The sequence below is a fragment of the Mesorhizobium amorphae CCNWGS0123 genome (genome assembly GCF_001686985.1).
Classification (GTDB): Bacteria; Pseudomonadota; Alphaproteobacteria; order Rhizobiales; family Rhizobiaceae; genus Mesorhizobium; species Mesorhizobium amorphae.
Genome location: NZ_CP015322.1, coordinates 725081 through 751820, shown reverse-complemented (window position 1 = coordinate 751820; position 26740 = coordinate 725081). Strand labels below are relative to the sequence as shown.

Below are 26740 nucleotides of genomic sequence, written 5' to 3'. Positions count from 1 at the left end.
AGGTTCTCGACGCTCCCGATGCCGGCTTCGGGGAACAAATTCTGCGCGATGATCATCGGCACTCACTGCCGAAGCAGCACTTGTCCGCCGGGCACTGAATCGCGCATCATTGTTCGAAGACGATTGATCCGATGTTGTTGGAGTCCCGGATAGCCCGGCCAAATAGGAATGAACCCCAGAGATGCCGCACTACTTCGACTACCACGCCCATGCACCAATCGATCCACGGGTTAGGGACGCCATGATTCGTGCGTTCGATGAGGTCGACGCCAATCCTCATTCTACGCATGTCCATGGTACGCGAGCCCACGCTAGTGTCGAGATGGCGCGGGCGCAGATCGCTCGACTATTGGGGGCCAGACCTTCGGAGATCGTGCTCACATCTGGGGCAACCGAGGCCAACAACCTTGCGCTTATCGGGGTCGCCGATCGCTTGGAGGAATTGGGTCGGATGCATCTGATAGTTTCGGGCCTTGAGCACCCGTCCGTTCTGGAGGCCGCGGGCGCCTTGACCAAGCGCGGGTTTGAGGTCGTCGTCGTTGCCCCAGCATCAGATGGGGCCATAGGGATGGAAGCCATCGCCGCTAGGATCACCGCGCAAACTGGTTTGGTGTCCGTAGGTTGGGCCAACCACGAGATTGGAACCATCCAGGACATATCGGGGATCTCTGCGTTGGCAAGGGCACATGGCGCGCTGATGCATTCGGATCTGGCCCAAGCCGCGGGCAAGGTACCCGTTGACGTAGGCGCCTTGGATCTCGCTAGCATATCCGCCCACAAGATGCATGGCCCGATTGGCGCAGGCGCGCTGTTTGTGGCGCGTCGCCTGCGAGCCAAGATGAAACCCCATCTGGTCGGAGGCGGCCAGGAGAGTGGGTTGCGGTCCGGCACAGTTTCCGCGCCGATGGCGGTTGCCTTCGGCACGGCCTGCGAACTCGCTTCTGACGAACTCGCAAATGAGGCCGTACGCGTGGCCGCCCTGCGGGACCGTCTCTTGGCCCAACTTTCCAGCATCCCCAGCATCGGCGTAAATGGCCGGCTGGATCGTCGTCTGCCCGGCAATCTGAATCTGTGCATCGATGGTGTCGATGGCGAAGCGCTGGTTATGTCGCTGCGGGAGCATCTTTCCATTTCGACCGGTTCTGCATGCTCCGCGCATTCGCTCGAGCCGTCGCCCGTCCTGCTCGCGATCGGTCTCGACAAAGCCCGGGCAGAAACGGCAATTCGCATTGGCTTGGGCCGCTTCACTACGCTACAGCAGGTCGACGAGGCTGCTGCTTTCATTGCTTCTGCCGTCGCTAGCCTCAGATCCGCAAGGAACCGCTCATGATTGCTTCCTCAGGTCCAATAGCTTCCAACGTAGACATGTCCCTCGGGGCGAAGCTCGGCGGGATCATGTCCCAGCTCAAAGACGAGTACCTGCATGAGCACAGCACCCCCTGGATCATCGGCTTCTCCGGCGGCAAGGACAGCACACTCCTTGCCCAGTTGGTGCTGGAGATGCTGTTGAGCCTGCCCCCGCGTCGTCGTAACCGAACAGTCCATGTCGTTGCCAACGACACTTTGGTCGAGAGTCCCGTAATCGCTAGGCATCTCGACCAAGTCTTGGAGAGAATCCGCAAAGCAATTATGCCTCTTCGGCTGCCGGTCGTGGTCGCCAAGACCGTCCCCGAAGTGGATCAGACGTTCTGGGTAAATCTGATAGGACGTGGATATCCGTCCCCCAGTCGCGTTTTCAGGTGGTGCACGGACCGAATGAAGATCGCCCCGACCACCACCTACATCAAATCGCAGGTCGCAGAGTCCGGTGAGGCCATTCTCCTCCTCGGCGTTCGACGTACGGAATCGACCCAGCGCGCCCGCAGCGTGGAACGCTACGACAATGGCGAACGCCTCAATCCGCACAACAGCCTGCAGAACTGCTTCGTCTTCAAACCCATCGTTGAGTTGACTACCGACGAGGTCTGGCAAACTCTCCTGCAGTCCAGTCCTCCTTGGGGCGGGACGCATCGTGAGCTCGTTACGATGTATCGCAATGCCGGGGGTGGAGAATGCCCCTTGGTGACCGACAAATCTGAGGCACCGTCCTGCGGAACCGCCTCGTCCCGCTTCGGTTGCTGGACGTGCACCGTCGTGGAGAAGGACAAGAGCGCGGAATCCTTCATCGAAGCGGGTTACGGCGATCTCGAGCCGCTGTTGGAGTTTCGAGATTGGCTGAAGGCTATCCGCGAGGATGGTTCAAAGCGCTCGGCGACGCGCCGCAACGGTACCCTTAACTTCGTGGGCGAAGGGCGCTTGATACCGGGGCCTTTCACGCTGGATGCTCGGCGCGAGATCCTTGACCGCCTTCTGGCGATCCAGGAAGAAGTCGGCATAGGGCTAATATCCACCGAGGAAATAGGCGCAATTCGAAAGATATGGGCCGAGGACACCGTCCTGCTCCTCGAGCAGGAGCACGCATGATCGACAGCGCGACTTCATCCAATGGGTGATCCGATTTCTCAGTTGATGGATGCTCGACGTTCCTGCGAGGGAGTCGGCAACAGGCGACGCCTTTTCGCCCAGTTCGATCAGATATTTGCCGAGGGCGTTGGGGACGTGCTCGATCTTCCAACGTCTGCGGCCAGGTCGCTCGGGCCGGCGGGAGGTGGCTTTCGCCTGCGAAGTCTGACCATGACGAACTGGAAGGCTTTTCGCTCCGGAACAGTGCAGCTCGGCATCCATGACACTAACCGTCCGTTGACCCTGATCGGTGGCAACAATGGCAATGGAAAGACCAGCATCCTGCAAGCCCTAACCATGGGGCTGTACGGCAGCAGATGCAGCATCGAGGGCGAAGGGCTGGGAGCCGGTGAAGGAGGGGGCCGTCGGACAGAATACCGCCTTTTCATTGAGCGGGCCATGCACAGGCCCGCCTTTGAGGCCGGCGAACGCATGATTCAGGTGACGATCGAATTTGTGACTCGCCAAGGGCTTTTGGAGATCGAACGCCACTGGTACTTGGACGATGCTGGCCGGTTTCTGGAAGAGGACGAGGAACTTGTCCTGCGAACTGGAGAGGACCGTGACATCGTCCCTGTTCCAGCGGATCGGGAGCTCGCCGAATACTACGAGGAAACGATCTCGCGCCTAATCGCTCCGCCGAGCATGATGCCGTTTTTCCTGTTCGATGGCGAACATGTCCGCCGTCTCGCCGAGAGGGATCTCTCCGAACAGGTTCGGTTCGGCATCGAAAGCGCATTGGGCATTTCGACCTTGAAAGGTCTCGTCGACGACCTGAAGGACTACGCCAGGGACAGGGCGCGGGATATACAGGCAGACGACGCGGAAGCTGCTGCTGCTCTGAAGTGGCAGGCTATCAGTGCGGAGCGGGAGCGCGCGTTGGGCGATTTGATCGAAGTCGAGGCGAAGCTGCATCCTCTACAAGTTCATCGCGACGAGATTGTTCAGGGTTTGGGCGCGCTGGGCAACGGCACCTACAACGACAAGCAGGAAGAACTCCATCTCAGGCATGGCGAGGAGGCGCAACTGCGCAAGCTGCGCGACGACCTGCGACTGTCGCTTACCAAACATTTGCCAATAGCACTCGTGGGCAAATCCCTGCTTGCCGCCACGGAACGTTCCCTCAAGCAAGGACTTGGCGAATCCCTTGCTGCACCGGAGGGGTTAAGCGCGCTGGTGGGACAACTTCGCAGCCTCGAGCCGCGATTGGACTTCGACGCGGAAAAGCTCGTCGTCGATCGAGTTGAAAAGGCATGGGCCGCATTAAGCGAGAAAAAACTTCCAATCGGCCATGCCTATTTGGAAGGGCATCGCATCGGGCCTATCGTGCAGACGATGGCCGATGTGCGCAAAGAAGGTATGGAATTCATCAGAGACAGCCTGGCGGCCATCGAGCAACTCAAGGCGAGCATTTCAGCTCGGAACACGCTGTTGTCCGCGCGAGCATCCGCCGACCAGGAACGTGAGCGTCTGGCAGGGGAGCTGTCCACCATCAATAGCTCCATCGCTGTTCTTGATGCCGAAAGGCGTCGGATCGATCAGGCCCTGGGCAGCATCGAGGGCAGAATGGTGCCGATCAATGCCGAGTGGGAAAAGCGCAGAGCCCTTCGCAAGGTGTCCTCTCCCATGCTCGTTTCGGTTGAGCTAGCCAATGAGGTCGTCATGATCGTCAACCGGGCAATCGAACGCATCGTCCCGGAGTATTACGGGATTCTCGCAGAGAGAGTCACGGCCATCTATCGGCAGCTCGCCCACAAAGGGGTGGTCGAGCGCATCGCCATCGATAGCCGCGGGATGGTATCACTCCTAGATCGACAGGGAAGGGATCTACGCGAGAACGACGCGTCGGCCGGTGAGAACCAGATTTTCGCGATGTCCCTGACGGCAGCGATCTCGGAGCTCCTCGACGGCCCGCTGCCACTCATAATCGACACTCCGCTCGGACGCCTCGACACTCAGCACCGCGAAAGGATACTGCGTTTCCTCTCCGGTCGATCAGTTCAGGCGGTCCTGCTATCGCAGCCGGAGGAGGTGGGCAGCGCTTACTATCGCTTGATCTCCCCGAAGGTCCACGACGAGTTCCATCTCGAATACGTGCCATCCGAGACAGGGATCGGAGGCACGCGGATCGCCCTGGGATACTTCGAGAGACATGCGGCATGACTTCCTCCCCGGATGCTTTCCAGCTAGGCGACATCATCCGCGCGGACTTCCGAACCTCGCGCGACGCGGACGGCCTCAACACGACACTGATGAAGAAATTTGGCTTTCAGTACCGGTATCAGCCGGCACGCCTGGCCATTGCACTTTCGCTTCGCATCCCCGCCCTTCCCAAGGATATGCCGGACGGGGCGGGAAAACCGATTAAGGGCGACATCCTTTTCGGATCGGACGAAGCAGAATTGGCCCTGTGGGTGGCTTTGGTTGTTCAGCACAGCCATGCGATCCCCATGTCGCGCCGTTCCTTCCAAGAACTGGTAGGTTCCCATTGGCATCGAGGAATGACAGGCCTGTCCGAGATTTCCGACGATCTAGACCAGCATCCCGAACTGCTGGCCCAGACACTGCTGAGCGATGCAAGGCTGTAGAATAGTTTGGCGTTTCCCGTATCCGGCTTTATAGATGCTCCTGTGGGGGGCGCATGCTGGACCGAAATCTAAAAGACAAAATAATCGATGCTGTTTGTAAGGCATCGGATGTTGACCCGCAGATCGTTCGCCGACTGATCGAGCTCGAGTCCAAGCATAAGGACCTCTTGGCTTGGGGCGCACGTCCGGGCCTGCGTCGTGAAATATCGGCGTTGGTCGAGCCAGAGCTCGAAAAGATCAAAGCCTAGGCCATGAAGTTCAATCGCATCACTCTTGCGAACGTGTTCGCATACGACGGCGAGGTCGCCTTTAATCTGTCCGACACGACCGCGGAACGAAATGTCGTGCTTATCTGGGGCAGGAACGGCATGGGCAAGACGAGCTTCCTGAATGCCGTGAAGCTGTTCTTCACCGGTATGGACGACACCAAGTACCGTACCGTCGGTTTCCCTGGTCATATCCTGCCACATAAGCAGTTCGTTCTCGGGGACAACGCTCGTTGGACGGGGGTGATCAATCGCAGGGCACGTCTGAGAAAAGCGAGCCAGGGGGAACCAGTCGAAGCGAGGGTCAACATCGAATGGATCGACGACACCGGGGAAGTCTGCACCGGCGTGCGGTGGTGGACGCTGGAAGGCGAAGACCTATCCTACGGTGTCTATGTGGACCGTGCGGGTGAACGCATTGCAGCGTCCACCGCCGAAGAATTCCTCGCCGGCGTGCTGCCTCCGGACCTGGTGCGCTTCTTCTTCTTCGACGGCGAAGACATCAAGAGCTTAGCCGAGTCAACCGGCAGCCTGCAATCCGATTTCGACAAGCTCCTCCGCATCACCTTCGTCGAGGACCTCGCCAAGGAGATAGAGGTTCTGGCGAGTGAACGGCGAGAACGAAACGCGCGCAATGAGCTGCGGCAAAGAGTCAACGAAGCCCAGGCGGCCTTGGCAAAGGCGCAGACTACCCAGTTGAACGCAGAGGACGAACTTGCGGAGATCGAAGTGTCTCTGAGCAATGACGGTATCGAACTCAGACGTCTTCATCTGCGGAAGGCCAATCTGAGCTCTGGGGCATCAGAGGTTCAACGCAAGGCCCTGGAGGCGCGAAAGAAAGAACTGCTCGAAAGGATCGGCGAGCTCACCGACGGCATCGTCGCGAAGGTCCCTTTTTCCGTTCCGTTGCTTGGCAACCTGCGGCTCCTCCGGCAGCTCGCTTCGCAGGTGGAGGCCAAACTCGCGGCGGGAAGCTCGTCCGAGCATAGGTTCGTTCGGGCCGTTTCCGGTCAACTGTTGGAATGGGTGAAGGAAGCCGACTCAGCTCTGTCTCCCGAACGAGCGGAGAAGATCTCGGGGCATATCGCCGAGCAATTGCAGAGCGCGGTTGCAGAAGTTCAGCCCTCCGGATTGTTCGTCACCACCGATCCGCTAGTGATGGAGCGCCTGCGCCGAACGCTCGACCATTGGCTCTCGGTGGGCGAAGGCGAGCGCGAGAACCTAGTCCGCGACATGCTGGACGTCCATCGCGAAAAGCTACAACTGCACGACGTGACCGAAGCCTTGCTGCATCTCGAGGTGGGGTCGCAGGCCAACGTTGAGGAATACCGAGCGGTCACCAATCGCATTGAAGAGCTCGAGGGTGCTGTCGCCAACTACAATCAACGCAAAGGCGTGCTGAGTAACGAGGTCGCTGCGGCCGTCGCCGCCCAAACCGACCTCAAGAAGAGGATCGAGTCGCTTCTTGCCTCGCAGACGCAGGCCACCGCCGATCAGGCTCGCACGCGCTATCTGCTGAAGCTGGTGAAGGCGTTGAACGATATCGGCGAAAGTCTCAAGTCTGCGACCCGAGCCAGTCTGGAGGAGACGATCAACGATCGATTCAAACGGATCATCGATCATCCTTTGATAGATCGCATCGGTATCGACGATACTTATGTCATGACATACTTCGAGAAGGGCGGACGGCAGCTGGGTCGTACGAGCCTGTCGAGCGGCATGAAGCAGCTCGTAGCGACAGCGCTCCTTTGGGCTCTCAAGGACAGCGCCGGCGTGAAGATGCCGGTGATTATCGACACTCCTCTGGGCCGCATCGATCGCGAGAACCAGGACCATCTTCTGATCGCCTATTATCCAGTACTTTCGCACCAAGTGCTGATCCTGCCGACGAACGCGGAGCTTGATACGCGGAAGCGCGGCCTGTTGGAGCCACACGTCCGGCGCCACTACACGATCCAGAACGATACCGGCGACGCAGCTCGTGTCGTCGAAGAAGCTTTGGTGGAATTGCGCTAATGGTTGCTCGTGTCAGAATCACTCCGAAGGAGAAGGACCAGCTTTCTCGGATCATGAAGGAGGGTTGGAATCGCGACCTCGAGTGGTGGACCATCGCCCGCATAGCCTTGACGCGGTCCCTGCAAATAGCCGAGGCCCCCGATCCCGAGACCTATGCTACCGTCTCGGCAAGGCCTGGAGGTGCAGAGCTCCATTCGCAGCAGCTCACCGGCGAAGGCAAAGGCGAGCAGGAGGATTTTACGGACCTCTATCGCGGCCTGTTGTCCATCTACGAAGGAAGAGACCTGTTCCAGGACGAGGACGTTTTTCATGACTGCCTTCAGCGTCATGTACGACGTGGTATCGCGGTCATCAGTGCCGATCTCTCCAGCGGTGCTGACATCAATCGTTATATCGTGGACGAGCTGTTCGCGGAGCGAACCGGCTCATCCGAAAGCGTCGAATCCGACTCCGTTGCCCTGGGCGAGCGCGTAACCAAGGTATTGGGTCAGATCGGCGTGGGCGCCAAGCTCGTCTCAAGTTTCGAGGGCCCCCGCCTGACGAGGTACACATTCGAGCTTGGACTGCTGGACGATTTGGATCGCCTCCGCCGGGGTACTTCCAAGATTGCATTTGCGCTCGGCCTAGGCGATGCGGCCGTATCCGTGTCTCTGGGGTCATCGGCTCGCACGGTCATACTCGACATCCCTCGCCCTTCCTCTGCCTGGCGCACCGTGGGTTGGTCGGAGTTGGCTGCGGGGCTATCCAGCCAGGCTGCCGTGGCCATGAGCCTTCCGATCTGCGTCGGCACGGACGTGATGGGCGAACCTTTTCTGCTTGATCTAGCGGAGGCGCCGCATCTCTTCGTCGGCGGCACGACGGGCAGCGGCAAGAGCATGTGCCTCCACACCATCATGCTGTCATTGCTGATGCGGCAGGAGCATCGCCCTGAACTTCTACTGATCGATCCCAAGGCGGTGGAGTTTGCCGGCTATCGTGATCTTCCGAATCTGATTGGCGGCGGTACTGTAGTGTCTCCCGAGGCGTCTCTCCATGCGCTTGAGGGCCTAGTTGAGGCTATGGACAATCGGCGAGACGTGCTCGAACGCTTCAAGGCCCGGGATATTGCTGAAGCGAATGCCAATGGAGCGGGCCTGCGTCGCATCGTGGCCGTGATCGACGAACTGGGCGATCTGCTGATGACGCGCCCTGAGGTGGACGTTCCACTGATCAGGCTTGCGCAGAAAGCCCGCAGCGTGGGCATTCATCTCGTCCTCGCCACCCAGCGACCCGAGGCCGCCACTTTCCCTGGCATGCTTCGCTCGAACGTGCCGAGCCGCATTGCTCTCACGGTTCAAAAAGCATCGGAATCCCGCATCATTCTGGACGATGGCGGTGCTGAGGATTTGCTGGGCAAGGGAGACATGCTTGTGAAATTCGCAGGCAAACAGATCGTTCGCGTACATGGCGGGCGCGTCACGCCGGCCGACATCATCGCGGCAGTGAGGTGAACATGGTTTTGGTGGAGATCTCTGACTGGAGACTGATCGGTCTGGAGCTGGACGGTCTCGGCCCCTTTCGTCAGGGGAGCAAGCGCTTCGACTTCTACGGCGTGAGTCACGAGGGCCACGATCCACGGGATGCAGGGCCGGCCAACCTGTACATGCTGCTGGCCGCCAATGCCCACGGCAAGACGACGGTGCTGGATACGATCTACAGTTTGTTCGGTTTGATGAACTATCCGGCAACCGGACGTTTCTCCGAGCCGAACGCCGAGGGCTTGGCGCAGCTGGACATTAGGTCCACTTGGACCATCGATGGACGCACCCAGACTGTTCTGCTCTCTATCTGGACCGGGCAAGAGTATCCGCTGCAGACATGGGACGCCGACAAACTTGAAACAGACGCCCAGGCTGGCGTCTGGGCGAGGCTCGGCCTGAAGATGACGACCACCGGTCTCGTCACGTTGGAAGAGACCGATGAGCTAGGGCGTCTTCTGTTCGGCAACATCTTGGCTATGCGCGATCTACCACCGAGCGAGCTCTTCGGGCTCTCCCAGTTAATGCCCTCGATACTCTACTTCCCGGCAGACCGACGAATGGTGCCACCCTCCGCCGCGCAGTCAGTCACCAGGCCCATCGGGTGGGGCTATCAGCCCGCGCAGCTTTTCGGATCCGATGGGCCGGATTGGGGGACTTCGATCGACAACGTCCTCGTGTGGCTCGAGTGGCTCGCGGTCAGGGATAGAGAAGGTGGAGACAGACGCGTGGACGAGCTGCTTGCCTTCGTGAACGAGCTCATCTTCCGGGAGGACCCTACCAAAGAGATTCTGCCACCGACCCGCGAACTATTGAAAACCTTCGTGCGTACGGCTCATGGGAACCATGGCCTGTCGGCTTTGAGCCACGGTGAACGGGCCATTCTTCAGATCATCGCTCGGGTGCTAACCCATATGACGACGAACACGGTCGTCCTCGTCGACGAGATCGACATTCATCTGCATTCGAGGTGGATGAACCGAATGTTCGAGGCGATCAAGAGCCTGCTTCGACGCTACCCTGCACTGTCGATGATCCTCACCACGCACAATCGCGAACTGATCGCTGCCTACGACTTCGAAACCGAAGAGAATGGGTTGGTGAAAGGCGGTTACATCATCACGGACGAGATGGACTGATGCCCGACTTCAACCAGCTGCGCAGCAAGAACGAGCTTGAAAGCCTGTACTTGGGTAAGGTCATCGTGGTCGTCGAGGATGATAGCGATGCCGAGCTTTACCAACGCCTGATCGGTCCGGGCAAGGGTGAGTTTCTCGAGTTCCAAGTCCCTCATGAGAAGGGAACGGGGTGCGGTGCCGTCAAGCACAGCGTCAAGGTTCAGAGGGAGAAGAACAAGCGGGTCTACGGATTGCTGGACGGCGAAGTCTCGGTCTCGCACGACGGCTATGACAAGTTCCGAGAGTGTACCGATCCGATTTTCGAGATGCATGGATTGGATGGCTTGATGTTCTTGGCCGAGCACGAGGCCGAGAACATCCTGATCAATCATGCCGATATCGAGACCTATATTGAGCACGACGTGTCATTGCACGGATTGGGCAAGCGTTCGCCCGTCGAGATCGAGACAAAGGTGGAAGCCGTAGTCGATCGCCAATTCTGGGCCGCAATGTGCAAGTACGTGAGCTACGAGATGCACAAGGAGAAGCAGATGGAAGGCGTGTTGGGCAACACGTTCTACGCAGATGCTTCTTTGTGCCGATCGATGAAGTTGATCAAGAGCGGCGTGATCGGCCAAAAGGGCGACTGGAAGACTTTCAAGTCTCGCTTGAAGAAACTCCGTGGCGGAACCGAGACGTACCTCCAGTCTCTATCCCCTGCTTCTCGCAAAAAAGCACGGCGCAGGTTGGCCGACGGGAAGATGGCACTGGCTAAGATCCAAAGCGTTTTCGGCTTGAAGCCCACCTGGCAGGGCCATTTGGTCAAGGAGGTCGCGGCGAGCGCCTATGCGACAGATTTTCGTATACACCTGTTCGAGAAGACCCAAATCAAGGACTGACATCATGGCGCGGCGAATCCAATTGATGTCCAGGCTGAGTGACTCCCAACTCCTGTCCCGTCTACCTCAAAACATAGCTCCCTAGGCAGCTTGCTCTGAGACCAGGCAAGCGGGTCTCGTGCCAACGGTCTGCGCATGCAAGCGGCTTAAAACAGTTCCGGCGGAGCCAGGGCAGCCTCTATCGCCTTTCGGATAAGCGTCCGGCCCGTACTGGAAGCCTTCTTGAACTCTTCGTCGGCGAAATCGATTTCGCTCGCCGGAGCAAGGGCCTCGATGAAGAAATCCTTTCTCAGATCCTTGTTGGCCAGCGAACGCGCCACCAGTTGTTTCCTGAAAACATCGAATAGGGCTTGGACGCCTACGGCCCGGGTTATGAAGGAGTCGGGCTTCGCTTTTGACCAGAATAGGTCTTCGCACGCCATGAGGAAATTCATGACCATCGTGTAGATGAGGTTGTCATTGACCGCTATAAAGTACGAGCGCAACGGCGTGCTGTCCTTGGGACCCTTCAGCAGGACGGCGCGCGATTGCCTCGTAGGCGTCAGCATTAACTGCGTGTCGCGCTTCGGATTGCTCGAGAAGAGCCGCATGATACCTTCGACGATCACTGCGGTTGAGACCTTCCAATTGCCTTCGCCGGCCATTGCCTGGAGCGTTTCGTCAAGCTGCGGGGCAACGATGATCCGCCCTCTCAAGGGAGATCCCTCTTCGGTCGCCAGCTTTCGGGTCAGGAAGACCGCCAGCTTGTCGGGTGACCACATCTGATCAGGCTCCTCCTCAATGTTGTAGCCGAACAGCTCATAAGTGAGGCTTTTGTCGACCGGCTTCTGCGTCGAGTTGATCGTCGCGAACAACTGCGCTTGGTACGGCTTCTGCAAATCGAGGAAGACGGAGCAGAGCAGATTCATATCCAGTCTTTCCTCGCGCCCGGATTTGGCGAAGGCGAAAAGACGGTGCTGGCCATCAATCACCGCGGCGAGCTTGTCCGCGGTCGGGATCGTGATTGTGTAGCCGCCGCAGCCATCCTCTTCCACACTCCAGCGCCTGACAGCCACGCTAGGATCGTCGTCTTGCTCGATCAGCCCGTCCTCGCGATAGTTCGCCGCAAGGATTATTGAATTTGGAAAGCCCGAATCCTCTCGATCGATGTATGCAGCAATCTGCCTCAACCGATCATCGCGCCTCGCGCGTTGCGTCGCGTTGACCGTGTAACCCTTTCCATCGGGCTTTATCGCCGCTGACATCACATCGCTGAAAGCGACCTGCAGGAGAACTTCGGCAGGGATCGAGGTCGCAAAGAATTTGTACATCGGCTGTTCGACCAGAACCGCTTTGCGGGTGAGGGGGAATGTTGCTCGTGTCATGACTTGAAACCACCCAGATCGCCGTGAGGCTGCTTGCTGGTGTCGCCGCCTACGGCGCTGTCAGGCTTGATGTTGTCCTTTAAGGCGTCGTCCTGGCCACTGGTGAGCCACCACATCGCCACGGCGAGCAACGAGCCGAGCGTCACTCCCCCAAAGGCCCAAAACGCATCAGTGGGTTTCATCATACTCTGCCAGACAGCGAGCACGACGAACACGGCCGCGCAGAACATTGCGAATACCCGCAGGGGTTTCTCGGCGTCTACCAGGATCAGATGCAGTGCGGATGACCCCGCCAAAGCAGTGAAGTATGTGAACATCGCCGTATGGACGCCGTTGGCCGAACCGCCGGTCTGACCTGCGAACAAGCGCCAGATTTCGAACCAAATCCCGAACCCGCCGAAACCGAGGGCGCCCAAAATGAAGAACCCCCAGAAAGCGACATGCTTCGTCGGGCCGACCGCTCGGTCCTTCAATTCAGCGATGAGATAGGACCAGCCAGATTGTTCGCTCAACCGTTCATCCCCCACTCGCGCCACTGGAGCGCGCAGACATCCAGTGCCACGAATTCGTCGCAATGGGAATTGGCAAGCATTTGGTCAACGGCGACTCCCCCCGAAGCCGCGTTAATATCGATGGCCTTGGCGACTTCTTCTTGAATTCGGGGAAGAATCGCTACGAGCCAACGGGACAAACTCCCGCCCACCACCCCTGAAGCCCTGAACTGGGTAAAGCTTCAACCGCGAGGCGAAATAGGATACTTGACCTCAAGGGATGATCCATTCTGGCGCCGCCGAGCCAGTGGGCGCTTACAGGCTGTGCTCGCTTGGGTTCATCCATTGACATCTGCGGTGACCCGACATATTTATCCTGTTGGAGGCTTTGTAAGCGGAAACGCTGGCATTGCCTTTTTTTATGCCGGCTTAAGCCCCGTTGGGCGCAAATCCAAAATATGCTTGAAACCCCATATTTTCTCCCCACCTTCAGTTTCTCTGCTGAAGCGTAGTCGCTTTACCCGATTTACCAACGGTAGGAGGTCCGCGCGATTGGGGGCGTTCATGCCCTTCAGCCGCAGCCCCCAACTGATCACATAAGCGACAATATCTGTTAGCTGAATCAGAGTCGTAAGGTCGCTGTGAACAAAAAATGGCTCGGGAATGATGAGCCGCGATCGCACCCGCCCATTCCTTGTTTTGATGAAGTAGCTGGAGACCTGACCAAGCAGGACATGACTCTTCGCTTTGTCCAGTTCATCGAAAATCAGGTAGCCCATCGGGTCACCAGGTGAACTGTTGAGGAAATAGTAAAACCGCTCGAACAGGAACGCATAGTCTTTGCGCATGGCATCGTCGTTGGGCGGCCGCATCGCCTCTTGTGGGGCCATAGTCGCAAATGCCTGGGCGCCATGTCGGCGCGCCAGCTCGAGCGCAAACTCACAATAAGCGATCTTGGCTTGCGCCAAGGCCGTGAGCCGCTGCTTGGTGACGGCGGTTCCGTCCAGTAGGATCTCCTTGGCCAAGGTAGTGCGCAGCCCGGCTTCTATCGGATCTAGTTGTGCCGCGAGACGAAAGGTTTTCCTCGGCAGCAACTCTTTCGCCTTGGCCTCTTGCCCGTAAGCTTCATAGAGCCGCAGGCCAAAAAAGTGCTCCTGCGCATCTGAAAGCTGCCGGATCAAAGGCCATATCTGGCGGTCTTCAATCGCCACTCCAGCCAACACCTCATAAGGCGATTGGCGCTGGTCCTGGCCCGATTCATCGATAAATAGGGCCCAGCTCATCGAACCACGGCTTTCGCGACTGGCCGATCCACGTCAATCTTCGTTGCGTCATCACCTATCATGTGGGGTCTCCGAGATTGTCCGGCACATCGATGCGCGTCGCGGCGATCAAAGCGTTGAGCACAAGTTCCCGCCAAATCTGGTTCAGCCCGCTTTCCACTGCTCGACGAGCGCCATCCAGTTCCTCATTTGATTTGAACCATTCCTCGATCATGTCCGCCACCGCCTCCCGATATCCGGGGCCGCCGCCCCATCGCTCGACACAGGCGCGCCAGAGGTCATTGGCTTCATCAAGTTGCGGTTTAAATGCGGCGCGCCCGAGCGCCAGGGCCTGGGCCAGGAATTCTTGTTCCCAGTCCTTCATTTCGTCGCGAAGGGCCGCCAACGACTGGGTGACGTCAGGCAGATGCTGGAACTGATCCTCTAAATCCTTGACGATTTCATCGATCCCAATGAAGGCTTTCATGCTGCGGGCCGCGGCGTCCGCGCGGACGCCGACGCCGAGCAGATGGTGGACCGAAAACTGCGACCAGCCTCCGCGCCGGTTCATGGATGCGGCGATGGAGCTGGCGGTCCCCCAGCGGGTCTGCTCGATAAGGTTCTGGTGTGCCGCCTGTACCAGCATCGGCAATTCAGCCTTCCGCTCGACAAACCGGTCGATCGCCTCTGAGATCTGCTGGCGCGCTTCCAGGGAAGCCGCAGCATGTGCGTCATTTACGAGCGCGTCTGCACCTGCCGCCAATTGCTGGGCGCGGTCGTGATAGCGTCCGCGAAGTTTTCCGATCTGGTCGTTCAGGTTTTTCCAGATGACTGCCGGATTTTCCTTCAGTGCGTTGTAGAAATAGATTGGTACCTCCGGGAGTCCTTCACGGCTCAAGGCATCGAGGGCTTGATCCTCTCGGATCAGGTAACCGTCCTCGATCGTTGTTGGCGTTGCGCCGTCATCGCCGCGCACGCCAAGCGCTTCATCGAGCCAGGGCAGAACGACGATGCAAAGGCGCCCTCGCTCTGCGGCGTCCGAGCGCGTGTCGCTAACCTCGCGCAGGAGCGCCATTGGTTTGTCGCCTGGGGCGTCGTTGAACCTTGAACAAAGCACCGTTAGGGTACGAATATCGTCAATCTGTAAGCGAAGGTCGCGTCGTTGCGTCGTGCCCTCGATCCCCTTCGTATCCAGGATGCTGATGTCGTAGGGCGACCCTGCCAAAACCTTGGAAGGGAGTAGGACGGTAATCCGGTTAGGAACGCCGAAATCCGAGTGTTGTCCCGAGTTGATCTTTGCGACGTTTCCTGCAAGCCATTCCAGCCCACCCACCTTGTCTTCGGATAGGATCATGGTGTTACCCGTTCGTGCTTCGAGATTTAGCCGCGCCATGACGCGGTTGATAATGTCGTAGGGCTTGTCGCCAGCATCGAGCATCACTTTGAGCGGATCCACGAAGCGCTTCTTGCCGTTATCGACGACCGCCTCCCGGTGGATGCCCGCCATGGCGCGCAGCACGCGGTCCATTTCCGTCGAAATTCCGGTTTCCCGCTTCGCCAGTCCGTTGACCATGTCGCTGACCAGTTCCCGAACTTCGTCGACGCTGAGGCAATCAACGGCCAGTCCGAACGCTGGCGCGACCTTGATGACTACCTCGCATAGGGTCATTCGGCCGCTTCCTGTAGGGAAAACGCTCTGCCGCCCTGTATCTGACGGCAGCGTTAGGCCGGTTGCGTAGGATAGGGCGGTCGTCTTGCCAAAACCGATCTGCCCAACCCAGGCGATCGTATGATCAGTGCGCAACAGATATTGGGCTGTCGCTAACAGGCGCGATCGCAAGGAGTTTAAGGGCCGACCAAGGATCGGGTCGAAATCCGGCTTGGCTTCGAACGCCGCCAAAGAGTGCAGGCTCTGTTCGATCTGCCACAAGGTATCGCGGTCGGGGTGAAGGAAACTTGGACGCTCGGATTGAGTCCACCGCCGATCGTAGAATTCCTTTATCTCCGTGCCCTCAGTGCTCTCCACGGCGTCTAGATATCGCCAGGCAACGTTCCGTTCGGTGAACTCAGCCTTCTCCATGCGGCTGACTACGCTTGGCGTAATCCCTAGTCGGGGGGCCAGCGACGATTGCGTATAGCCGGCATTTTCACGCGCGGTGCGCAGAACAACTGTTGGGATTTCGTTTGTCATGGGACTAGCTCCTGGCACGAGTGTGAGCTCATCTAGGCGCAAAAGATCATCAACGTCAATGAATATGTTCATAACGGAAGGGGAATGGATGTTAGTGAACATCCATGCGGAGGTGTGTTGAGGTGACCGGTACGAAGCAACCAAGAAAGGATCACCGCGTCTTTAGGACCGGCTTCCCTCTTGGAGCGCCTCGGAAACTGGGTGCTCGTAGCGGATCCAGAATCCTTACTCATTTGAATTTTGTGCCTGACATGCGATCCTTACAAAATGGGTGAGCCTAGGAATGTAGCCGCGAAGCAACTGGTGAGTCGCAGGATGGCGGCAGTTCAACAAATCGAAATGGCTATCAAGCTATTCGACGACGATCGCAATTCTACCTGCGCGATCACGCTGGCGCTTGCCGCTGAAGATCAGATTCCGAATCCGAAAAGCGAGAAGCCTTTCTTGCTCGGCGCAATGCGTGCTGAAGGTGCGGACAAGAAAATTGACATTAACCGAATAAGAAATTGGCTTAAACATCACAAGGAACCCGAAGAGATTGGGATCAGCGAGCTCGACGTAGTAGTCTCAATATTGAGAGCCGCTACCAAATTCCATGCCGCTTATTGTCAGCCAACTTCCGTCATGAAACAGTTTCTTGTTTGGGTAAAACAAGAAGGTATCTACCAAGCCACGTTCATCCCTAGTGACCAGTAGTCTGGGACCTCTTGTAGGGCTGCCTTTGTTGCAGCCCAGCCTGATCGACACCTTCGCATCCAGGTCATCGTGCGGCTCTCCGGAGGCTGAGATGTCCTTGTCTCTTCACGCTTCATTACGTATCAGCGTTCAGATGCGTGTCAGGGTTCACTATTTGTGCTGAAAAAGTCGCATAAAAGGGCAGTGTGGAACCCTGCCAGAAAATCCTACTTAACCCGTTTTCTACCGCGGCAAGGTGTCGTTGGAGTGATCAAGCCGGGCGACGGCTGCGGTCTAACGTTCGCCGATCCGAGACTTAGACATCGCCGTGAGCGCCATAGGGCCGCAACGCGCGGACACATTCACGAAAACTGACCTTTGCCCATTGGATATGCGATTGAGCGCTCGCTCGAAAGCATCCGGCGCCTTGTGGATGAAAGCGGTAGTCCTTATACCGACAGGGCCGCTTAAAGCAGGGCGTTCAGGCCAATTAGAACATCACCTTCATCACCGACGGAGGAGAAGAGGTCCGCTCGCTTGCCGAGATGATCGCTCCGGCAAGCGAGCATGTCCTCGACCGGTTCCACATCACCATGCACATCACGGTACTGCGCCAATTCGCCCAGGGTCTCGAAAACCATAATGCAGGCCGGGCAGGACATCCTTGAAACCCTCCGCAGGATCAAATGGCATCTCTGGCATGGGAATGCATACCGTGCCCGTGAGGAAATCGACGACCTGCAATTCGATGCGGAAGCGCTCGAAACGGACTACTCGAACACGCGCAAATTCCTGAAGGCCGCCGGCGAGTTCCGATCCCAGATGGCGCCCAATAGCGCAAGCCTGATCAACTACGGCGAACGCTACCGGTCCGGTGAGCGGATATCCTCGGCCTTCGTCGAGGCAACCGTCAATGCCGTCATCCAGCAAGCGGTTCGCCAACAGCAGATGCAGTGGAGTAGGATCGGCGCGCATCTTCTGCTGCAACCCCCCACGCAGAACCCTCGACGACTCCCTGCGCTCGACCTTCCAGCAATGCTATCCCGGATTGGCTAATCACGAACCAGACGAAACAGCTCTCGCCGCATAACTGCCCCATACTTTCTCATGCTCCCCACTACGCCACGCTTGCCGGTGCCCCTTCCACCGCGCCAATGGCAACGGTGCCGGCCTGGCTGCGACGGACCATCCCGGACGCGCAAAGCCTTGCGGGGAAAGATGTTAAGGACGTCGCGCTCATCGCAGGCGCCATCATCGGCGCGCTCGATGCGGTGGTCCGCCGGCAGCAGCGGTGGGCCGGCGCCTGGCGGCAGCGGCTGGCGCTTGCGGCGGCCGCAGCAACGGCGAAGCAGGCCGGACGCGTCGAGGATGAAGCGGCGTTGCGCGACGCCGTGCTGCTCACACGACCTGGCGACAATGTCGGCCCCGCCGGCCGGATGTTTTTGGCCTGGCGCAGGCTGGCCGGAACGCCGGCGGAAAAACTGCTGTCCGAGGCGAGCGTCGGTGCCGCGCGGGATCACCTCGGTCTCGCGCGTGACGACGAGAGCGTGAGCGACCTTGCTGGCGAGCTTCGACTTGCTGCCAGGATCGGAATGGTCGGCATGGTGACCGGCGCGTTCATGGCCGCCGAACGCCATGGCTTCGGACGCACCTTTGGAGGTTCCGTCGCAAACTCCAGATGAAGTCGCAAGGGCAGGTTGAGCGTCAGGCGGCGCTTATGCGGCGAGGATTTCGAACTGCTTGGCAATGGGGGGCGTTGGATCGTGCGCAAACCTTACCTGTCGCTTTCGCATCATATGGACCATCTCGATGCCCGAGAGGATAATTTCGGCGGTTGTCGTTGACTTGAAGCCGAGCATTGACCGGACGCGGCACTTGATCCGCCGATGATCCTGTTCGATGCGGTTGTTAAATACTGGCTCTTGCGGATTCTGATCGGTTTCAGTGCTCGTCGCGATCGATCCCGCAGGCGATTGTCAGATCGCAAGATCCGATGGCCTCGTGATTGGTCTGGCTGCCGTCGATCCAGCGACCGCGCACCCGGACATAAGTTTCATCAACGTGCCACTTGCCGGTGACCGGACGTTTTCTCCGATTGAAGCGTTCAAGCAGCAGAGGCGAAAAATGCACGACCCAGCGGTGGACAGTGGAATGGTCGACGTGAATGCCGCGCTCGGCCATCCATCTCTTCCAGATCACGTAGGCTGAGATTGTAGGCAACATACCAGCGAACGCACAGCAGGATCACGGATCGATCGAAATGGCGGCCTTTGAACATGACAAACTCCCGGAAAAAAGAGCAAGCGTCATGCAGCAAATGATCTTTCCGAAAAGTTTGCGACAGAACCGGTCTGGGTCATTGCGATAGCCCATGTCCTCGCTTAGACAGCCCGCGGGCCCGGGGCATCGAAGACCAGAAGAAGCCGGCTGACAGCACCGCCGCACGATCTTTCAAGCGTCTTCGTCCGCGGATGGAGCGTACGTCGGCTGATATCAAATGAACTAAGAGGAGAAGTCCCGCAATGCGACTGGTGCCAGTAGATCGGGTATCCACGATCGACGAGCTTACATTCGACCCATATCCGATCTATCGCCGGATGCGCGCGCAGACCCCCGTGGTGCACGTTGCCTCCGTGCAGCGGACGTTTCTCACTAAGGCCTCCGACACGAAAATGGTGAAGGACCAGCCCGAGCGCTTCAGTTCGGATGATCCCAACACACCGATGAAGCCGGCCTTTCAGGCCCATACTCTGATGCGAAAGGATGGCGCGGAACACGCCCGCGAAAGAATGGCCATGGCCAAGGCTTTCGCCCCCAAGACTATCGCGGAACATTGGGCGCCAATCTATCGCGACATCGTGAACGAGTATCTGGATCGCCTTCCGCGCGGCGGCACAGTGGATCTGTTTGCAGAGATCTGCGGCCCGGTGGCCGCCCGCATTCTAGCCCATATCCTCGGGATTTGCGGAGCATCCGACGCAGAGATGATACGCTGGTCGCAGCGGCTGATCGACGGGGCGGGCAATTTTGGATGGCAGCCGGAGCCATTCGAGCGATCGGACGAAGCCAATGCCGAGATGAACAGGCTCTTCGACAACCTAATCGAAAAGCACCGGGCGGAACCGAACCCCTCGGCTTTCGCGATCATGGTGAACGCGCCTGATCCGATACCCATGAGTCAGATGTATGCCAACATCAAGATCGCCATTGGCGGGGGAATTAACGAGCCCCGCGACGCTCTCGGCACGATCGTCTACGGGTTGCTGACCAATCCCGAGCAGTTCGAGGAGGTCCAGAGGCAGCAATGCTGGGGGCAGGCCTTCGAGGAGGGCGTGCGGTGGATTGCTCCGATCCAGGCGAGTTCGCGCCTCGTGCGGGAGGACACGGAGATTCGCGGTTTTCTTATTCCGAAGGGCGATACCGTGATGACCATCCAAGCTTCGGCCAATCGCGATGAAGAGGTCTTCGAAGACGGAGAGCGGTTCAACGTCTTCCGCCAAAAGATTCCGCATCAGTCCTTCGGCTCGGGGCCGCATCACTGTGCAGGCGCGCAAATCTCGCGTCAAACCGTAGGGGCAATCATGCTGCCCATGCTATTCGAGCGTTTTCCGAATATGACGCTGCCGGATCCTCAGGTGGTGCAATGGCGCGGCTTCGGCTTTCGAGGGCCGATCAATTTGCCGGTTAAGCTGTCATGACTAGTTACGCTTTGAGCTTCTATGGCTGCCATTCTCTGGCAAAGCGACGCAACGGCATGCTGCCGGTTTTTCGGACCCGCAGTTAAGCCAACATAGCTCGTTCATCGAACTCTACGAGGCTCAGATAGCCACGTGTCGAGGGTTCCGTTGCAAAGTTTTGTCTGGTCAGAGAATTTGCCAGAGTGGTGGCAACCTCATGCGGCAGCGAGGCTTTCGAACTGCTCGGCGAGAGACGGGTTCGGATTGAAGGCGTACCGCGCCTGTCGTTCGCGCATCATGTGGACTATCTCGATGCCGGACAGGGTGACACCCCGGCGGCGTCCGTCGATTTGAAACTGAGCATCGGCCGCACGCGGCGCTTGATGCGCCGATGATCCTGCTCGATACTGTTATTGAGGTATTGGCTTTGGCGGATGCGGATCGGCTTCGACCGGCGCCGGGAGCAATCCTGCAATCGACTTGTGGCATCGCAGGAAACGATGGCTTCCCCGTTGGTCTGACTGCCGTCGATGACGATGCGATCGGTACGGCCATGGCGTGCCAACGCTTTTGTGAAGAAACGCTTGGCGGTCGGCAAATCCCGGTATTCACTGAGCCAGAACTCGACGGTGTCGCTGACGCTGTCGATGGCGCGATAGAGGTGCATCCATCGCCCGCAGACCTTGATGTAGGTTCTTTAATTGATCGTCAGCGCCCGGTGAGTTTGTCGCTTTCTTTTCGAAGTCATCCCATTTGGCGCTTCATCTCGGCATCCAAGGCGCCGGCTCCCGAAAGGTCTCATTCGCGATGCATTGGCTCGCATGTAAATCAATCGGGTAATCCGGTAGTCGCGCGAAATGAACGACCCAGCGATGGATCGTTGATGATCGACACTAATGCCACGCTCCGTCATCATTTCTCTAAGGTCGCGTAGGTTCAGTCCGTAGGCCAGATACCAGCGAATGCAAAGCAAGATCACAGATTTGGTCGAAATGGCGACCTTTGAACATCTCAACTCTCTGGGAACACCGGAGCCTAATGTCATGCGTCTGATTACCAAAAACTTTGCAACACATCCTCAGAGCATGGGGCCATGTCAGAAGTTGCTTGTGATCCGCTCTATCGTCGCCACCGCTTATCATTGCGCAAGCGGTATGGCTCTGCTTTCGCTTTCCGCTCAGTCTGCGCATGGTTGAGGACATGCTGGCAGCCCGCGGCATCATCGTCACGCATCACAGCCGTCCCGGCCAGCTATCGCTGCATCAATCCGCTGATAACTTTACAGTGCCGCCGCAGGTCTCAACGCGTTTATATTCAGACAACGTGACATCGCCGCCAGCGATCACTGTGGAGCGAAGAAACTCAACCCGTGACTGATCGCGCACTTGTAGGCCAAGCTGGTACCTTTTCTCTCATAGCTTGGCATGTTGAATACCACCATGGTGAGTTCGGCGTCACCGTCCAACCGGATTTGGTAGCGAAGAAATTGAAGAATGGGCTTACCGTCACGATCAATCGTAAAGTGCTGATCCGCAAAAGCGAGGGTGCCGTCAGAAGTGATTCTATACCCATCTATGCGAAGGCCTCCTCGCGTCTTCGTCGGCGGCGTATCGGCGTTCGCCGGAGTACACAAACTTAAATCGACCATAACACCCACTTGCTTGCCGGCATTCAGCGCCAGCTCAATCTGGGGAAAGGTTGCTAGTAAATGACTATCATTGGCAGCATTGGCAGTCGTAGCCAAAAGTATCCCGAGCAGGGCGGGTAGCATAGATTTCATAGGTGATCCTATTTGGAGCGACGTTCAGAAGCGAGGGCATGCCGACGCTATTGGGCCAGTGCAGAAGGCGTTCTGCAGTTAGGATAAAAGCGGTCTCGAGGCGCATGGACCCCAGCGACGGGGTCGGCATCGGTGCGGCGTGCCTCGCGCAGCGTGCTGCTCAAAGCCATCGCGCCCGGCGTGTCCCACCGGCTGCCGTTGCATGGCGTAGAACGTCTCCGCCATGCGGGATCCATTGGACTGAAATTAGATACGTCCACGCTAGCCTCACGGTTGTAGATCACCGGAGACTCAAAACTACTCGGGCAAGCTTTCGAGAAGCTGACGCGCTCCACCGTCTGGCACCGTAAAGTCAACTGACGGCTGATGAAGATGTGCGTCCATGGGGTCAGAACAAGAGCCGCTCAAAATCGTACGCTAAGGTCGAACGAAGCGAACTGAGTTTGCTTGCTTCTCGTGATTTCTGGGGACGCCGCGACTTTCTGACTCAGTAAGACTAGGCGCCCGCCGCCACGTGCGGGCGACGCCGGCATCAACCGGCGGGCAGATGCGCCGAGGGCAACAAGCGCGCCTGACGCAACGCCGCCAGATCGGCCGAGCCGGTGCAGAAGCAGGCGACGGCCAACTGGCGGATGACGATCTCGAAATGCGCGACAACCGCCTCGGTGGATACCGTAGCCGCGCGCAGCACGCCGGCCGCCTGCCCGACGACGTCCGCGCCCAGGCGGATGGCCTTGGCCACGTCGACACCGTCGCGGATCCCGCCCGACGCGATCAGCTTCACCGTTGGCAGCGCCCGACGTACCGCCTGCACGCTGGCCGGGGTCGGAATCCCCCAATCGGCGAACGCCATCGCCACTGCACGGTCGGCGGCATTGCGGGCGCGCTCGGCCTCTACCGCGGCCCAACTGGTGCCACCGGCGCCGGCGATATCGATCACCGCCACGCCCGCCTCGACGAGCGCACAGGCCACCGAGGCGGACAGGCCCGACCCCACTTCCTTGGCCACGATCGGCACGCCCACGCTCCGCGCGGCGCGAGCAATCTGCGCCAGGACGCCGCGCCAGTCGCGGTCGCCCTCCGGCTGTACCGCTTCCTGCAGCGGATTGAGATGGACGATGAGTCCATCGGCCTCCAGCGCATCCACCGCCCGGCGCGCCAGGCCCAGGCCGTCGGCCTCGCGCAGTTGCGCGGCGCCGATATTGGCCAGCAAGGGAATGTCCGGGGCCAGGCGGCGCAGCGCGCGCGTCAGCCCCTGGGAGTTGCGGGATTGCAGGCTCACGCGCTGCGAACCGACGCACATGGCGATCCCCAAGGCTTGCGCTGCCTCGCTCAGATGCCGGTTGATGGCCTCGGCGCGTGGCATGCCGCCGGTCATGGAGCTGATCAGCAGCGGCGCGCGCATGGTCTTGCCCAGCAGCGAGGCGCGCAGGTCGATCTGCGTCAGGTCCAACTCGGGCAATGCGCAGTGTTCGAAACGGATGTACTCCCAGCCGGCGGCGACCGCGGCCAGCGCCGTTCGCTGATCCACCACGATGTCCAGATGGTCGTCCTTGCGCCGGCTCAGGGCGGTGTCGCTCATGCTGGCTCCATCCGTCGCATCGCGCGACGGCGTTGCGTCGGATCGGACCGACGGCGCGCGCACGCCGCCGCCTCCCGCGCGTTCATGCCGGCACACGCTGGCCTCCCCCCACAGCGTCGCTGCCGTAGCGGCTGGTCGAAGTCTGGTAGTACTGCGCGCGGATGGCCGCCATGGCCTCGATCAACGGTCCCCACGGCGCGGGAAAGCGTTCTTCCGCCATCACCCGGTGCAGCATGCGCGTATGGCCGGCCAGCTCGTCGTTGAGGAACTCCACCACAGGCATAGCCGGATAGCGCTGCAGCAGCAGGATCGCTGCGTTGTCGGCCTCGCCGGCCGACCTGTCCTTGTCGCGTCCATGCAGATCGTTCTGCAGGCGCCCTATCGCGGAGAGGAGCCGCAGGACCTGGCGAAACGCCGGACGCGCGCGCAAGATCGCCATGTCCAGCCCCCACAGCAACGACAGGCAACAGAACACGTTTGTGTAGGCGATCGAATCGATGCCGTTGTGCAGGTACTCGGCGTAGGACCAGAGTTCCGCCCCTGCCGCCTGCGCATGTCCGGCGCGCAGCGCCGCGCAGTAGCACCGGGTATCGTCGAGAAGCTGAGCATAGTCGCGACGATCGTAGGCGAGCGCGGCCAGCGAAGCGCGCAGCACAGCGCAGCCCTCGAATCCGGGGAGCGCGCACGGCACGCCCAGCCCCAGCGCCTGCTCCACCGCGGTAAGTTGCTCCGGCGCGATCAGGCCAAGGTCGTTGCAATCGTCGAGCCAGAACAGCAGCGCCAGTTCGCGATAGAACGCCACGATCAGCGTTTCGTCCTGCGGATCGCGACCGGTGCGGGCGCTGGTGTCGCGCAGGCTCGGGTGGATGCGCTGCAGGATGTACTGGCCGCCCCTGACCGCTTCCACGGCATGCTCGTCGGCGAACCCGGTCAGCGAACGCCCCCACTCCAGCACCTGCTGCAGCGCGCGTTCGGTCCGGATCATGGCGCCGCTCCCGCTCCCTCGGCCAGGACGCGCCGCTGCCAACGAATCGCCAGCCACAACCCGGCGAGTTCGGCCACGCGCACGACCCGGGTGGGGCAATACAGTTCCTTGCCAATCCACAGCGGCGTCTGCGGCAATGCATGCGCCGCATGGCGGGCGAGCATCCACTCCCGCGCACGCGCCACAGCCTGCGCGATGCGCCGGCGCACTGTCGGCTCTTCCCTCCCGTCCAGCACGTTCAAGGCAAACAGCGCATAGGCGGTTTCCTCGAATGTGGATGCGCGACCGGCGCCCCAGCCGCCGTCGTCGCGCTGGGCCTGCAGCAGCGCCGCCAGCGCGCGCTCGTCGCGCCACTGGGGCTTGCCTTGCGCCAGCGCCGCGACCGCATGCGCGGTGGGATATAGCCAGGAAACGTGCCATTTTTCGTTGTCCCATAGACTGTGCTGGTTGCGATTGGCCTCGACGTAGGCGCTGGTGCCGGCGGTGGGCTTTCCCAACAGTCGCAACGCATGCAGGGCATGGATGTTGGTCGACACCGAGGCATTGCGCTCGCCGGGGAAGGTGACGAACAGCTCGCCGATTTCGAAATGGCGCAACGCATCGACCGCCGGGTCGCGTCCTGCAAGGCGCAGGACGCACAACGCAACGGCGGTGTCGTCCGCATCGGCCGCGAAGTGCAAGGTGGGGCCCAGACCGCGCACGCCCAGGCGGGCGTCGAGCTGCGCGACGATCACGCGCACCGCCTCGGCGAGCGCGGGATGCGCGAACAGCCCGGCCAGATGCAGGGTGTACAGCGACCAGCATGGCTCGAACACACTGATCGGCCAGACGTTGGGAACGACACCTTCGATGCCGCTGCGCGTCGCCCGCGATGCCGCCTGCAGATACGCGTCGGCGCGCCCGACCTGCGGCGTGCTCCCCTGTGTCACGGCGTGCGCACGCCACGCGGCGGTGGCCGCCGGACTGAGGCCGATGCTGCCGTCGTCATCCGGGCATGCGGTGGTCGGCGACGTCCCCCAAGCTTCCCAGGAGTGCAGCAATGGATGGCCGCTCGGCAACGTCGCCACCGCCCCCAGCTTGACCAGGCATGCTTGTCGCAGCGGCAACAGCGCCGGGTGGCGCGGAAACGCCACGCCGCCCAGAAAGGATGCGGCCTCGCCGCACAACTGCGGCAGGATCAGCTCCGCGCCGATCGGCGCGTCTTCCGGCACCGCGTTCGCGTAGGGATCGGGCTGGCGCTCGAGGAACCGGGTTGCAGCCTGGACTGCGTCGGCAGCGCCGGGAAGAGGATCGGCACGCTGCAATGCCAGCAACGCCGCCCACGTGGGCGCATGGCGAAACAGCGGGAAGTCCGCGCTTCCCCATCCGCCATCGGCCTGTTGCTGCGCGATGAGCCACGCATATGCGTCCCGCCTACCCGTGACGTTGCCGTGGAACTGCAGAGCTCGCGCCGTGTCGTAGACTGACGGACCGACGCTGCCGCCGTCGCTCATCTCGCCCAGCAGGTGGCGCAATTCGGAAAGGACCTGTTCGGACAGCGCGTTCACGCGGGATGTTCCTTCCGCAGACGGTTGACGAGAACCAGGATCGGGCAGACGCCGCGCACGTCGCCGCAGGCCCGTCGCGGCCAGGCGCATGGGCAGCGCCGGACGGCCGCCCTGTTCCGGCGCGGCGACGCGCCCCGATGCTGGCGCCGGTCCGCCGCATAGGCTTGCGCGCAGCGCGCCGCGTGCGCCGCGGCCGTGCTGGGCAACCGCTGCGATCGGCGCCGCGGACTGGGACACAGTGCAGCATGCACCGCTGCCACCGGCCGATCGCAGCGGCACG

The 26740-nt window shown here is 59.9% G+C and carries 20 protein-coding genes and 4 pseudogenes; 14 read left to right on the top strand and 10 right to left on the bottom strand.

The genetic code is table 11. The features are described from left to right. Window positions 1-181: 181 nt before the first annotated feature. The 9 genes from A6B35_RS33240 (at window position 182) to A6B35_RS33200 (ending at window position 10906) form a co-directional block, all read left to right on the top strand. Complete coding sequence (locus A6B35_RS33240) at window positions 182-1330, top strand: cysteine desulfurase family protein (protein ID WP_006204723.1); 1149 nt, start codon at window positions 182-184, stop codon at window positions 1328-1330. Between the two features lie 65 nt (window positions 1331-1395). After that, window positions 1396-2463 carry a DNA phosphorothioation system sulfurtransferase DndC gene (gene dndC, locus A6B35_RS33235; RefSeq protein ID WP_202799462.1) on the top strand — a complete coding sequence of 356 codons (1068 nt, stop codon included), beginning with the start codon at window positions 1396-1398 and terminating at the stop codon, window positions 2461-2463. A gap of 21 nt (window positions 2464-2484) precedes the next feature. After that, a complete protein-coding gene (locus A6B35_RS33230) occupies window positions 2485-4665 on the top strand; it encodes an AAA family ATPase (protein WP_006204721.1) in 2181 nt (726 codons plus the stop codon). Continuing rightward, window positions 4662-5090, top strand: a complete 429-nt coding sequence (locus A6B35_RS33225) for a DndE family protein (RefSeq protein ID WP_006204720.1) — start codon at window positions 4662-4664, stop codon at window positions 5088-5090. The genes A6B35_RS33230 and A6B35_RS33225 overlap by 4 nt, the downstream gene beginning before the upstream one ends. Window positions 5091-5143: 53 nt before the next feature. Beyond that, complete coding sequence (locus A6B35_RS33220) at window positions 5144-5338, top strand: DNA modification system-associated small protein (RefSeq protein ID WP_065518404.1); 195 nt, start codon at window positions 5144-5146, stop codon at window positions 5336-5338. 3 nt (window positions 5339-5341) lie between these two features. Beyond that, the gene (locus tag A6B35_RS33215; protein WP_006204719.1) at window positions 5342-7372 is read left to right on the top strand and encodes an AAA family ATPase; all 2031 of its coding nucleotides are present in this window, start codon (window positions 5342-5344) and stop codon (window positions 7370-7372) included. Beyond that, window positions 7372-8862 carry an FtsK/SpoIIIE domain-containing protein gene (locus tag A6B35_RS33210; RefSeq protein WP_006204718.1) on the top strand — a complete coding sequence of 497 codons (1491 nt, stop codon included), beginning with the start codon at window positions 7372-7374 and terminating at the stop codon, window positions 8860-8862. Before A6B35_RS33215 ends, A6B35_RS33210 begins: the two co-directional genes overlap by 1 nt. 2 nt (window positions 8863-8864) lie before the next feature. Beyond that, window positions 8865-10028, top strand: a complete 1164-nt coding sequence (locus A6B35_RS33205) for an AAA family ATPase (protein ID WP_006204717.1) — start codon at window positions 8865-8867, stop codon at window positions 10026-10028. Next, window positions 10028-10906, top strand: coding sequence for a hypothetical protein (locus A6B35_RS33200; protein WP_006204716.1), 879 nt, complete (start codon window positions 10028-10030; stop codon window positions 10904-10906). The genes A6B35_RS33205 and A6B35_RS33200 overlap by 1 nt, the downstream gene beginning before the upstream one ends. Before the next feature lie 146 nt (window positions 10907-11052). Here A6B35_RS33200 and A6B35_RS33195 read toward each other — a convergent pair whose 3' ends face one another. The 4 genes from A6B35_RS33195 to A6B35_RS33180 form a co-directional block, all read right to left on the bottom strand. Beyond that, window positions 11053-12270 (bottom strand): DNA phosphorothioation-associated DGQHR protein 1, encoded by a 1218-nt coding sequence (locus A6B35_RS33195; protein ID WP_040583532.1) that lies wholly within the window; start codon window positions 12268-12270, stop codon window positions 11053-11055. After that, window positions 12267-12782 (bottom strand): hypothetical protein, encoded by a 516-nt coding sequence (locus A6B35_RS33190; RefSeq protein ID WP_006204714.1) that lies wholly within the window; start codon window positions 12780-12782, stop codon window positions 12267-12269. The genes A6B35_RS33195 and A6B35_RS33190 overlap by 4 nt, the downstream gene beginning before the upstream one ends. Window positions 12783-13180: 398 nt before the next feature. After that, window positions 13181-14044, bottom strand: a complete 864-nt coding sequence (locus A6B35_RS33185) for a DUF3800 domain-containing protein (RefSeq protein ID WP_006204713.1) — start codon at window positions 14042-14044, stop codon at window positions 13181-13183. Between the two features lie 58 nt (window positions 14045-14102). Next, entirely contained in the window at window positions 14103-16214 is a 2112-nt protein-coding gene (locus tag A6B35_RS33180; RefSeq protein WP_157999225.1) for a helix-turn-helix domain-containing protein, read from the bottom strand. Between the two features lie 315 nt (window positions 16215-16529). On the opposite strand from A6B35_RS33180, the gene A6B35_RS33175 reads away from it, so the two are divergent. From A6B35_RS33175 to A6B35_RS33165, 3 genes and pseudogenes are all read left to right on the top strand, one after another. Further along, window positions 16530-16910 (top strand): hypothetical protein, encoded by a 381-nt coding sequence (locus A6B35_RS33175; protein ID WP_006204711.1) that lies wholly within the window; start codon window positions 16530-16532, stop codon window positions 16908-16910. A 449-nt stretch (window positions 16911-17359) separates the two neighbouring features. Then, window positions 17360-17979 (top strand): annotated as a pseudogene (locus A6B35_RS33170) (ISKra4 family transposase); the annotation flags it as partial. A 64-nt stretch (window positions 17980-18043) separates the two neighbouring features. Continuing rightward, window positions 18044-18571 carry a DUF1403 family protein gene (locus A6B35_RS33165; protein ID WP_006204708.1) on the top strand — a complete coding sequence of 176 codons (528 nt, stop codon included), beginning with the start codon at window positions 18044-18046 and terminating at the stop codon, window positions 18569-18571. A gap of 33 nt (window positions 18572-18604) precedes the next feature. Here the strand turns inward: A6B35_RS33165 and A6B35_RS33160 are convergent. Beyond that, window positions 18605-19167 (bottom strand): annotated as a pseudogene (locus A6B35_RS33160) (IS6 family transposase). 244 nt (window positions 19168-19411) lie between these two features. On the opposite strand from A6B35_RS33160, the gene A6B35_RS33155 reads away from it, so the two are divergent. Beyond that, on the top strand, window positions 19412-20587 hold the full coding sequence (locus tag A6B35_RS33155; RefSeq protein ID WP_006204707.1) for a cytochrome P450: 1176 nt from the start codon (window positions 19412-19414) through the stop codon (window positions 20585-20587). Between the two features lie 194 nt (window positions 20588-20781). Here the strand turns inward: A6B35_RS33155 and A6B35_RS35250 are convergent. Then, window positions 20782-21576: pseudogene (locus A6B35_RS35250) on the bottom strand (IS6 family transposase). Between the two features lie 127 nt (window positions 21577-21703). Between A6B35_RS35250 and A6B35_RS36055 the strand changes: the two are divergent. Next, window positions 21704-21805, top strand: a pseudogene (locus A6B35_RS36055) (IS6 family transposase); the annotation flags it as partial. 103 nt (window positions 21806-21908) lie between these two features. On the opposite strand, the gene A6B35_RS33145 reads toward A6B35_RS36055, so the two are convergent. The 4 genes from A6B35_RS33145 to A6B35_RS33130 all read right to left on the bottom strand — a co-directional run bounded on the left by A6B35_RS33145 (window position 21909) and on the right by A6B35_RS33130 (window position 26460). Continuing rightward, window positions 21909-22346, bottom strand: a complete 438-nt coding sequence (locus A6B35_RS33145; protein ID WP_006204705.1) for a VirK family protein — start codon at window positions 22344-22346, stop codon at window positions 21909-21911. A 532-nt stretch (window positions 22347-22878) separates the two neighbouring features. Beyond that, on the bottom strand, window positions 22879-23928 hold the full coding sequence (fni, locus tag A6B35_RS33140) for a type 2 isopentenyl-diphosphate Delta-isomerase (RefSeq protein ID WP_040583539.1): 1050 nt from the start codon (window positions 23926-23928) through the stop codon (window positions 22879-22881). Window positions 23929-24010: 82 nt separating this feature from the next. Next, window positions 24011-24913 (bottom strand): terpene synthase family protein, encoded by a 903-nt coding sequence (locus A6B35_RS33135; protein ID WP_006204703.1) that lies wholly within the window; start codon window positions 24911-24913, stop codon window positions 24011-24013. Continuing rightward, window positions 24910-26460 carry a hypothetical protein gene (locus A6B35_RS33130; protein WP_006204702.1) on the bottom strand — a complete coding sequence of 517 codons (1551 nt, stop codon included), beginning with the start codon at window positions 26458-26460 and terminating at the stop codon, window positions 24910-24912. The genes A6B35_RS33135 and A6B35_RS33130 overlap by 4 nt, the downstream gene beginning before the upstream one ends. Window positions 26461-26740 lie beyond the last annotated feature (280 nt).

What these genes read in the sequence shown, in the direction of transcription:
- A6B35_RS33220 (WP_065518404.1), top strand. Translation starts at nt 5,144, where the DNA reads ATGCTGGACCGAAATCTAAAAGACAAAATAATCGATGCTGTTTGTAAG.
- A6B35_RS33135 (WP_006204703.1), bottom strand. Translation starts at nt 24,913, where the DNA reads ATGATCCGGACCGAACGCGCGCTGCAGCAGGTGCTGGAGTGGGGGCGT.
- fni (WP_040583539.1), bottom strand. Translation starts at nt 23,928, where the DNA reads ATGAGCGACACCGCCCTGAGCCGGCGCAAGGACGACCATCTGGACATC.
- A6B35_RS33145 (WP_006204705.1), bottom strand. Translation starts at nt 22,346, where the DNA reads ATGAAATCTATGCTACCCGCCCTGCTCGGGATACTTTTGGCTACGACT.
- A6B35_RS33175 (WP_006204711.1), top strand. Translation starts at nt 16,530, where the DNA reads ATGGCGGCAGTTCAACAAATCGAAATGGCTATCAAGCTATTCGACGAC.
- A6B35_RS33155 (WP_006204707.1), top strand. Translation starts at nt 19,412, where the DNA reads ATGCGACTGGTGCCAGTAGATCGGGTATCCACGATCGACGAGCTTACA.
- A6B35_RS33185 (WP_006204713.1), bottom strand. Translation starts at nt 14,044, where the DNA reads ATGAGCTGGGCCCTATTTATCGATGAATCGGGCCAGGACCAGCGCCAA.
- A6B35_RS33240 (WP_006204723.1), top strand. Translation starts at nt 182, where the DNA reads ATGCCGCACTACTTCGACTACCACGCCCATGCACCAATCGATCCACGG.
- A6B35_RS33180 (WP_157999225.1), bottom strand. Translation starts at nt 16,214, where the DNA reads ATGACAAACGAAATCCCAACAGTTGTTCTGCGCACCGCGCGTGAAAAT.
- A6B35_RS33230 (WP_006204721.1), top strand. Translation starts at nt 2,485, where the DNA reads ATGGGTGATCCGATTTCTCAGTTGATGGATGCTCGACGTTCCTGCGAG.
- A6B35_RS33225 (WP_006204720.1), top strand. Translation starts at nt 4,662, where the DNA reads ATGACTTCCTCCCCGGATGCTTTCCAGCTAGGCGACATCATCCGCGCG.
- A6B35_RS33200 (WP_006204716.1), top strand. Translation starts at nt 10,028, where the DNA reads ATGCCCGACTTCAACCAGCTGCGCAGCAAGAACGAGCTTGAAAGCCTG.
- A6B35_RS33215 (WP_006204719.1), top strand. Translation starts at nt 5,342, where the DNA reads ATGAAGTTCAATCGCATCACTCTTGCGAACGTGTTCGCATACGACGGC.
- A6B35_RS33165 (WP_006204708.1), top strand. Translation starts at nt 18,044, where the DNA reads ATGGCAACGGTGCCGGCCTGGCTGCGACGGACCATCCCGGACGCGCAA.
- A6B35_RS33205 (WP_006204717.1), top strand. Translation starts at nt 8,865, where the DNA reads ATGGTTTTGGTGGAGATCTCTGACTGGAGACTGATCGGTCTGGAGCTG.
- A6B35_RS33195 (WP_040583532.1), bottom strand. Translation starts at nt 12,270, where the DNA reads ATGACACGAGCAACATTCCCCCTCACCCGCAAAGCGGTTCTGGTCGAA.
- A6B35_RS33210 (WP_006204718.1), top strand. Translation starts at nt 7,372, where the DNA reads ATGGTTGCTCGTGTCAGAATCACTCCGAAGGAGAAGGACCAGCTTTCT.
- dndC (WP_202799462.1), top strand. Translation starts at nt 1,396, where the DNA reads ATGTCCCAGCTCAAAGACGAGTACCTGCATGAGCACAGCACCCCCTGG.